The organism is Vibrio sp. OPT24 (assembly GCF_015163545.1).
GTDB classification, from domain to species: Bacteria; Pseudomonadota; Gammaproteobacteria; order Enterobacterales; family Vibrionaceae; genus Vibrio; species Vibrio cyclitrophicus.
In genome coordinates this window covers 1-288 of record NZ_JADDYI010000040.1, presented here as the reverse complement: position 1 = coordinate 288, position 288 = coordinate 1, and the positions used below count along the sequence as shown (strand labels likewise).

The following is a 288-nucleotide window of genomic DNA, read 5'->3' as shown; positions in this document are numbered from 1 at the left end:
CGTAACAAGGTAGCCCTAGGGGAACCTGGGGCTGGATCACCTCCTTATACGAAGATACCACGATGAGTGTCCACACAGATTGATTAGGTTTAAAAAAGTTAAGAGACGATATTGGGTCTGTAGCTCAGCTGGTTAGAGCGCTCGCCTGATAAGCGGGAGGTCGGTGGTTCAAGTCCACTCAGACCCACCAATATCGACCTAGATGGGGCTATAGCTCAGCTGGGAGAGCGCCTGCCTTGCACGCAGGAGGTCTGCGGTTCGATCCCGCATAGCTCCACCATCTTTAAG

The 288-nt window shown here is 52.8% G+C and carries 2 tRNA genes; both read left to right on the top strand.

The features are described 5' to 3' along the window. The first annotated feature begins 113 nt into the window (after window positions 1-113). Window positions 114-190 (top strand) — tRNA-Ile (locus IQO02_RS08525). Between the two features lie 14 nt (window positions 191-204). Continuing rightward, window positions 205-280: transfer RNA gene (locus tag IQO02_RS08520), tRNA-Ala, on the top strand. The last annotated feature ends 8 nt before the right edge of the window (window positions 281-288 follow it).